Origin of the sequence: Dietzia sp. E1 (assembly GCF_014145015.1) — a bacterium.
Lineage (GTDB): Bacteria > Actinomycetota > Actinomycetes > Mycobacteriales > Mycobacteriaceae > Dietzia > Dietzia cinnamea_A.
On record NZ_JAALDU010000249.1, the window covers coordinates 1 to 6267 of the forward strand.

Sequence of the window (6267 nt, forward strand, 5' to 3'; positions counted from 1 at the left end):
GATCATCTACATGATCGAACACGACCATTCCGGGTCGCTGGGTGTGGTGATCACCCGGCGCAGCGAGACCGATGTCGAGGAGATCCTGCCCGCCTGGTCCGAGTTGTGCGCTCCCCCGTCCGTGTTCCACATCGGAGGACCCGTCAAGCCCGACACCGGCATCGCCCTGGTCGTGCTGAGTGCCGGCGTCGACGGCCACCGGTTCAGTGGGCTCCAGCAGATCGAGGGCCGCGTGCACGTCGTGGACCTGGACAGCGATCCCGACCTCCTGCGGGAGCACATCGACGGCATGCGGGTGTTCGTCGGGTACACCGGCTGGGCGCCCGGTCAGCTGCAGGACGAGCTCGACCGCGGCGACTGGTACGTCGCGCCCAGCCTGCCCAGCGATCTGCTCGCGCCCGCCCGCGTCGACGTGTGGGGCGCGGTGCTGCGCCGTCAGGAGATGCCCCTGCCCCTGTACGCCACGTACCTGCAGGACGGCGACCTCAACTGACATAGTCGCCTGGCGCTGTCTCACGGTGTGGGAAGATGTTTCCGTATTCTGGGCAGTGACATAAGCTCCTGCAGGTGGAGACGGTAGGCGGCGAGTCGACGACGGTGACGGCCCGGCACTGGCTGGTGCTGGCCGTGGCCACGTTCGTCGCCGCGTCCGGATCGGCGTTCGTGATCGGCGTCGGCTTCCTGCTCCCCCATCTCACGAGCGTCATGGGACTGTCCCTCTCGCAGGGCGGGGTCCTGGTCGCGATGCCGCTGGTCGGCATGGCCGCGGCGTTGATCGCGTGGGGCTGGCTCGTCGACCGTGCCGGGGAGAAGGTCGTCCTGGTAGCCGGGTCGGCCGGTGCCGCCGTCACCCTCACCGCGGCACTGTTCGTGGAGTCGTTCGTGTTGCTGGCGGTATTGCTGCTGGTCACGGGCGCCTTCACCGCCTCGGGTAACTCGGCGAGCGGGCGACTGGTCGTGAGCTGGTTTCCCGCGCACCGCCGCGGGCTCGCCATGGGCGTCCGCCAGATGTCGCAGCCGGCCGGTTCCGCGGTCGCGGCCATGACCATGCCGCTGCTCGCGCAGTCGTACGGTCTGGGCGCGGCGTTCGCGCTCCCCCTGGCGATGGCCGCCGTCTCGGCGGTGGCGGCCCTCGTCGTCGTCACCGATCCGCCTCCACCCGAGGCCACGCGCGACGCGGGCGCCGAGGCGATGAGTGGCACGGCGACAGGCGCCGGCGGTGAGGCGGGGAGTGGCGCGGCGACGGACGGTTCGCCGTACCGCGGGTCCGGCTACCTGTACCGCGTCCACGGGGTGTCGGTGCTGCTCGTGCTGCCGCAGGGCATGCTGCAGGCGTTCCTGCTGACGTGGCTGGTGCTGGGGCACGGGTGGTCGGCGGTGTCCGCGGGCGTCGTGGTGACGGTGAGTCAGGTGCTCGGCGCGGCCGCGCGGATCGTGGCGGGCGCGGTCTCGGACCGGGTGGGGTCCCGCATGACGCCCATTCGCGGCGTGGCGATCTCGGTGACCGCCGGACTGGCCGCGCTGGCGGTGGCGGAAGCACTGGGCGCGCCCGGGGTCATCGCGGTGACGCTCGGCGTGATCGCGACCGTGCTCTCGGTGTCCGACAACGGCCTGGCGTTCACCGCTGTCGCCGAGTTCGCCGGGCCCCGGTGGAGCGGCCGCGCGCTCGGGGTGCAGAACACCACCCAGTTCGTGGCGATCTCGGCGTCCACTCCCCTGGTCGCCGCGGTGATCGACGCCGTCGGCTACTGGCCGGTGTTCACCGGCGCGGCCGTGATCGCGGCGCTGGCGATTCCGCTCGTACCCGCCGCCGACCAGCGCCGGGCCTGACCGCCGCGTCGCGCCTGACCGCCCCGCCTTGCGCGCTCGTCAGGGCGCAGGCGCGCCCCGGTACTGCCCCACCGACCACACGTTGCCCTCCGGGTCGCGCACGGAGAAGGTGCGATCCCCGTAGTCGGTGTCCCGGAGATCCAGCACCACCTCGGTGCCGGCGGCCACGGCCCTGCGGTACACCTTCTCCGAGTCGGCGGTCACGACGTAGGCCAGACCGGTGCCGGGTGGCGAGGCGTGCGGATCGTCCGCGCCACGTCCCGCGTCGCCCAGCATCACGCCTCCGCCCTCGGGCCACAGGAGCTCCGCGTGGGTCACCACGCCGTCCTCGGAGTAGCACGCCGTCTCCACGAACCCCAGGGTCGCGACCAGCCAGTCGATCACCGTCCGGGAATCCGAGCACCGGAAACAGTGCCACACTGTCGGCGCGGGTGGGGTGCCCGTCTGATGTGCGTCCATGGGTCGAGTCTGCGCCCACCGGCCGGGCGGCGGTAGGCCACTGTCGGGGGTGATGCGAAATCGTGGCTGGCTAGACTGCCCGGCGTGTCGACCAGCCCCTCCACCAGCGCAGAGATCCGCGCAGAGATCCGCAAGGGTCTGGCCGACTGCTCGACGGTCGGGCTCGGACTGGTGCCGCTCGGACTGGCGTTCGGGGTGCTGATGACCCAGGCGGGGTTCGACTGGTGGTGGGCGCCCGTGTTCTCCCTGGTGATCTACGCCGGGTCGATGGAGTTCCTGGCGATCGGCCTGCTTACCGCCGTCACTCCCCTGTATTCGCTGGCCGCCGCCGCGTTCCTCGTGAACTTCCGCCACGTCTTCTACGGCCTGAGCTTCCCGCTCGAGGCTATCCGTTCACGGCTGGGTCGGCTGTACGCCGTGTACGCGCTCACCGACGAGGTCTACGCGATCACGTCGACCAAGCGGCGCGCGGAGATGAGCGGTCCGCGGACGCTGACCATCGCGATCACCTGCCAGTCCCTGTGGGTGATCCCGGGCGTGATCGGAGCGCTCGTCGGCACCGCCCTCCCCGAGGGGCTGGACGGACTGCAGTTCGCGCTGACCGGGCTGTTCGCCGTGCTGGCCGTGGACGCGTGGCGGTCGTCCGGCGACCTGCCCGCGCCGGTGATCGGCCTGGTGTGCGGGCTGATCGCCGCCGTGGTCGCACCCGACCAGATGCTCATCGTGGGTCTGTGTGCGTTCGTGGGCGTGCTGTTGGTGCGGTACGCGTGGCTGCAGCGGACCGAGCGGCCCGGGCAGTCGGAGCGGCCCGGGAGTGATGTCGCGTGACCGCCGTCCCCGGGACCGCCTACCTCCTCGCCGGGTTGGGCGTGATGTTCCTCGTCACCGTGGCTCTGCGGGCCGCCCCGTTTGTCGCGCTCACCCGCCTCCGCGACTCGGGCGTCGTCCGCTATCTCGGTCGCACCATGCCGGCCGGCGTGATGGTGGTGCTGGTGGTCTACACCCTGCGTGACACCACCACGGCGCTCGGCTCGTGGGTGCCGGCGACCGTCGCGCTCGCGCTCACCTTGGGCGTGCACGTGGCGTTCCGCCGCGCCGCCGCGAGCATCGTGCTGGGAACGGCGACGTACATGGTGCTGCAGGCCTGGCTGGGCTGAGCACACGGGCGGATCAGCTCGCCACGGAGCACACGCCCAGGTCGACCTTCCACTCGGTGAGGCCGTTGAGCCACCCGGAGCGCAGGCGCTTGGGGTCGCCGAGCGCGGTGAGGTCTGGCAGGTGGTCGGCGACGGCGTTGAAGATCAGCTCGAGCTGCATCTTCGCGAGGTTCGCGCCCAGGCAGTAGTGCGGGCCCTGGCCGCCGAAGGTCACGTGCGGGTTCGGGTCGCGGAGGATGTTGAACGTGAACGGGTCGTCGAAGACCTCCTCGTCGAAGTTCGCCGACCCGTAGCAGATCAGCACCCGATCGCCCTCGGCGATGGACACCCCGCCGATCTCGGTGTCCTCCATGGCGGTGCGCTGGAACTGGGTGATCGGCGAGGCCCAGCGCAGGATCTCGTCGTAGGCGGTCTCGGGCCGCTCGCGCTTGAACAGCTCCCACTGATCGGGGTGTTCGAGCATGGCGACCATGCCGTGGGTGGTGGCGTTGCGGGTGGTCTCGTTGCCGGCGACGGCGAGGAGGGTCACGAACCAGCCGAACTCGTCGGCGGAGAGGTGCTCGCCGTCGACGTCGGCCTGGACGAGCTTGGTCACGATGTCGTCCTGCGGATTGGCGGCGCGGTCCTCGGCCATGGCGTTGGCGTAGCCGATGAGCTCCATCGACGCGATGGCGGGCGCGTCCGGGTCGACGCCGGCGTCGTAACTGGTCATGATGTTGGACCACTCGAAGATCTTGTGCCGGTCCTCCTGCGGGACGCCCAGCAGTTCGGCGATCGCCTGCAGCGGCAGCTCGGAGGCCACGGCGGTGACGAAGTCGTCGGCGTTGTTCTCGGCGGCGGCGGTGACGATCTTCCGCGCGCGGTCCGCGAGCTCGTCGCGCATGCCGGCGACGCCGCGCGGCGTGAAGCCGCGGGAGATGATGCGGCGGTGCTTCTTGTGGATCTCGCCGTCCTCGTTGACGAGCATCGCGCGCTGGGCCTCGATGATCTCGCGCGGCGTGCCCTCGGCGAAGCGCGGGATCATCGTGTTCTCCCCCGCGGAGAAGATCTCGCCGGTCAGGCGGGAGATCTCCTTGACGTCAGCGTGCTTGGTGACGAGCCAGTAGTGGTCGTCGTCGAAACCGTCGGAGCCGGGGCGCTTGTCGACGCGGTGGATGGGCTGCGTCCGCCGGAGCTGGCGCCACTCGTCGTGTGGGAGCCGCTTCTCGAACAGGTCCGGGTCGGTGAAGTCGAAGCCCGCCGGGATGGTCACGTCCATGATGTCTCCTGAGACTGGTCGCCCACCGGCCCCCGGTGGGGATGAAACCGTGAATAGTGGTAACTATAACCAGGTGGCACTATCTTCGAGGGAAATTCTCGATCGCGCGTTAATGCTCTCCGAGCAGATGGCCGGGCACATCGCGCGCGCGGCGGCGAACTACGGTCTCACCGTGCCGCGGTTGGAGCTGCTGTTCGTGCTGGGCCTGCAGGGTGAGTGCAAGCAGGTGGAGCTGGCGACGTACCTCGATTGCTCACCGCGCCAGGTGACGGCGCTGGTGGACGGCCTGGTGGCCAGTGGTCACGTGGAGCGGACGATGCCGCCGGATGACCGGCGGGTGCGATTGGTGAGCCTGACGGAGAAGTCGCGCCGGATTGTGGATGAGGTGGTGACGGCGCGCGTCGGCCTCGCCGACTGGTTGTTCGAGGGATGTGACGACGACGAGCTGCAGGCGTTCGGGGCGGTCGCAGAAAAGTTGATCTCGCGGATGAGCGGTCGGGCGCTGAGTCGGCTTCCCGAGCAGTGAGCCGGGCCCGCTCGTTGGATCACGCAGTGCAGGCGTCGCAGCCGGTGTCCGCCCGGTCGTATTCGACGAACCCGCGGGCGAGGTAGTTGGGGACAGCGGCGGGGGAGTCGTCGGCGCACGTGTGCAGCCACACGCGGCGGCAGCCCGGGACGTTCCAGGCGATGCGGCAGACCTCGGAGAGGAACCAGCCGCCCAGGCCGCGGCCAGCGAAGGCGGGCAGGATGCCGAAGTAGACGATCTCCACGTCGACTCCGTCATCGTCGGACCCGGTCCCGCCCGCAGTGGCCGCGTCGGCTGCGCTGTCGCAGGGACTCATGCGCAGTTCCGCGTAGCCGACGACCTCGTCGCCCAGTCTCGCGCGGAGGGTGCTGACGCACGGGTCGGAGCAATAGGAGACCCAGCGGCCCTGTGACCAGTCGAGGCGGTCGACCCAGTTCCAGTCGCTGCCGATCACGCGGTACATCCGCTCGTTGAAGGCGGGCTCGGCGGGAAAGACGCGGGAGATCGTGAGATCTGCGCGATTGGTCGGGCGAAGCTGGTCCGCGGTGGTCTGCTGAAGGTAGGTCACGCTGGTCACCGCCCTATTAGAACAGTGCCGCCCTCTCCTACCCGGCTGTTGCGGGGGAGAGGGCGGCACGGCGATCAGCTCTGAGGCTCAGTGACCATCTAGGCTTGGCGCGGCGTTCAACTTAGGTCAGTTGAAGGTGATGTAAGGGACACCCGGGATGTTCATGTTGTTGATCGACCCCGCAGCAGCGTCCTTGGCGTTATTCATCGCCTCATGAAAGGCATTCTCAATGCCGGTGGCAGCGTGCGGGTTGTTCGCTACGACGCCCGCCCCTGCCCCGAGGGCAGCCGATCCGCCAGCCGCGGCGCCGGTACCGACGATGCCCGCAGGGACGGCCCAAGCGGGAGCTGCGGCCACTGCCGCAGCCGCACCTGCCAAAGCGGGCGCGGCGGACGCGGCCCCGGCGGGCACGGCGGTGTTGGCGATCATCGTGGCAATGAGGATCGAGATCGGGTCCATGCTAGTTCTC

The 6267-nt window shown here is 69.8% G+C and carries 9 protein-coding genes; 5 read left to right on the forward strand and 4 right to left on the reverse strand.

All coding sequences use genetic code 11. The features are described 5' to 3' along the window. Together G6030_RS09145 and G6030_RS09150 are read left to right on the forward strand one after the other, a co-directional pair. Positions 1-493: YqgE/AlgH family protein (locus G6030_RS09145; RefSeq protein WP_182642917.1), on the forward strand; the 493-nt coding region annotated here is incomplete at its 5' end. A gap of 74 nt (positions 494-567) precedes the next feature. Continuing rightward, on the forward strand, positions 568-1830 hold the full coding sequence (locus tag G6030_RS09150; protein WP_347238620.1) for an MFS transporter: 1263 nt from the start codon (positions 568-570) through the stop codon (positions 1828-1830). A gap of 39 nt (positions 1831-1869) precedes the next feature. Here the strand turns inward: G6030_RS09150 and G6030_RS09155 are convergent, their stop codons facing one another. Continuing rightward, positions 1870-2289, reverse strand: coding sequence for a VOC family protein (locus G6030_RS09155; RefSeq protein WP_182642918.1), 420 nt, complete (start codon positions 2287-2289; stop codon positions 1870-1872). Between the two features lie 84 nt (positions 2290-2373). Here G6030_RS09155 and G6030_RS09160 point away from each other — a divergent pair, with 84 nt between their 5' ends. Together G6030_RS09160 and G6030_RS09165 are read left to right on the forward strand one after the other, a co-directional pair. Next, positions 2374-3117 (forward strand): AzlC family ABC transporter permease, encoded by a 744-nt coding sequence (locus tag G6030_RS09160; protein ID WP_182642919.1) that lies wholly within the window; start codon positions 2374-2376, stop codon positions 3115-3117. Between the two features lie 44 nt (positions 3118-3161). Further along, positions 3162-3446 (forward strand): AzlD domain-containing protein, encoded by a 285-nt coding sequence (locus tag G6030_RS09165; protein WP_182642923.1) that lies wholly within the window; start codon positions 3162-3164, stop codon positions 3444-3446. Positions 3447-3459: 13 nt separating this feature from the next. Here G6030_RS09165 and G6030_RS09170 read toward each other — a convergent pair whose 3' ends face one another. Next, complete coding sequence (locus G6030_RS09170; protein WP_182642920.1) at positions 3460-4704, reverse strand: cytochrome P450; 1245 nt, start codon at positions 4702-4704, stop codon at positions 3460-3462. Between the two features lie 112 nt (positions 4705-4816). On the opposite strand from G6030_RS09170, the gene G6030_RS09175 reads away from it, so the two are divergent. After that, the gene (locus tag G6030_RS09175) at positions 4817-5230 is read left to right on the forward strand and encodes a MarR family transcriptional regulator (RefSeq protein WP_063972728.1); all 414 of its coding nucleotides are present in this window, start codon (positions 4817-4819) and stop codon (positions 5228-5230) included. A gap of 19 nt (positions 5231-5249) precedes the next feature. On the opposite strand, the gene G6030_RS09180 is transcribed toward G6030_RS09175, so the two are convergent. Continuing rightward, positions 5250-5807, reverse strand: coding sequence for a GNAT family N-acetyltransferase (locus G6030_RS09180; RefSeq protein ID WP_182642921.1), 558 nt, complete (start codon positions 5805-5807; stop codon positions 5250-5252). Between the two features lie 117 nt (positions 5808-5924). Continuing rightward, the coding region (locus G6030_RS09185) for a hypothetical protein (RefSeq protein ID WP_206680900.1) at positions 5925-6267 on the reverse strand (343 nt) is incomplete at its 5' end.

Bases quoted from the DNA above. Each gene is read 5' to 3' on its own strand.
- G6030_RS09155 (WP_182642918.1), bottom strand. From the start codon at position 2,289: ATGGACGCACATCAGACGGGCACCCCACCCGCGCCGACAGTGTGGCAC.
- G6030_RS09165 (WP_182642923.1), top strand. From the start codon at position 3,162: ATGTTCCTCGTCACCGTGGCTCTGCGGGCCGCCCCGTTTGTCGCGCTC.
- G6030_RS09170 (WP_182642920.1), bottom strand. From the start codon at position 4,704: ATGGACGTGACCATCCCGGCGGGCTTCGACTTCACCGACCCGGACCTG.
- G6030_RS09175 (WP_063972728.1), top strand. From the start codon at position 4,817: ATGCTCTCCGAGCAGATGGCCGGGCACATCGCGCGCGCGGCGGCGAAC.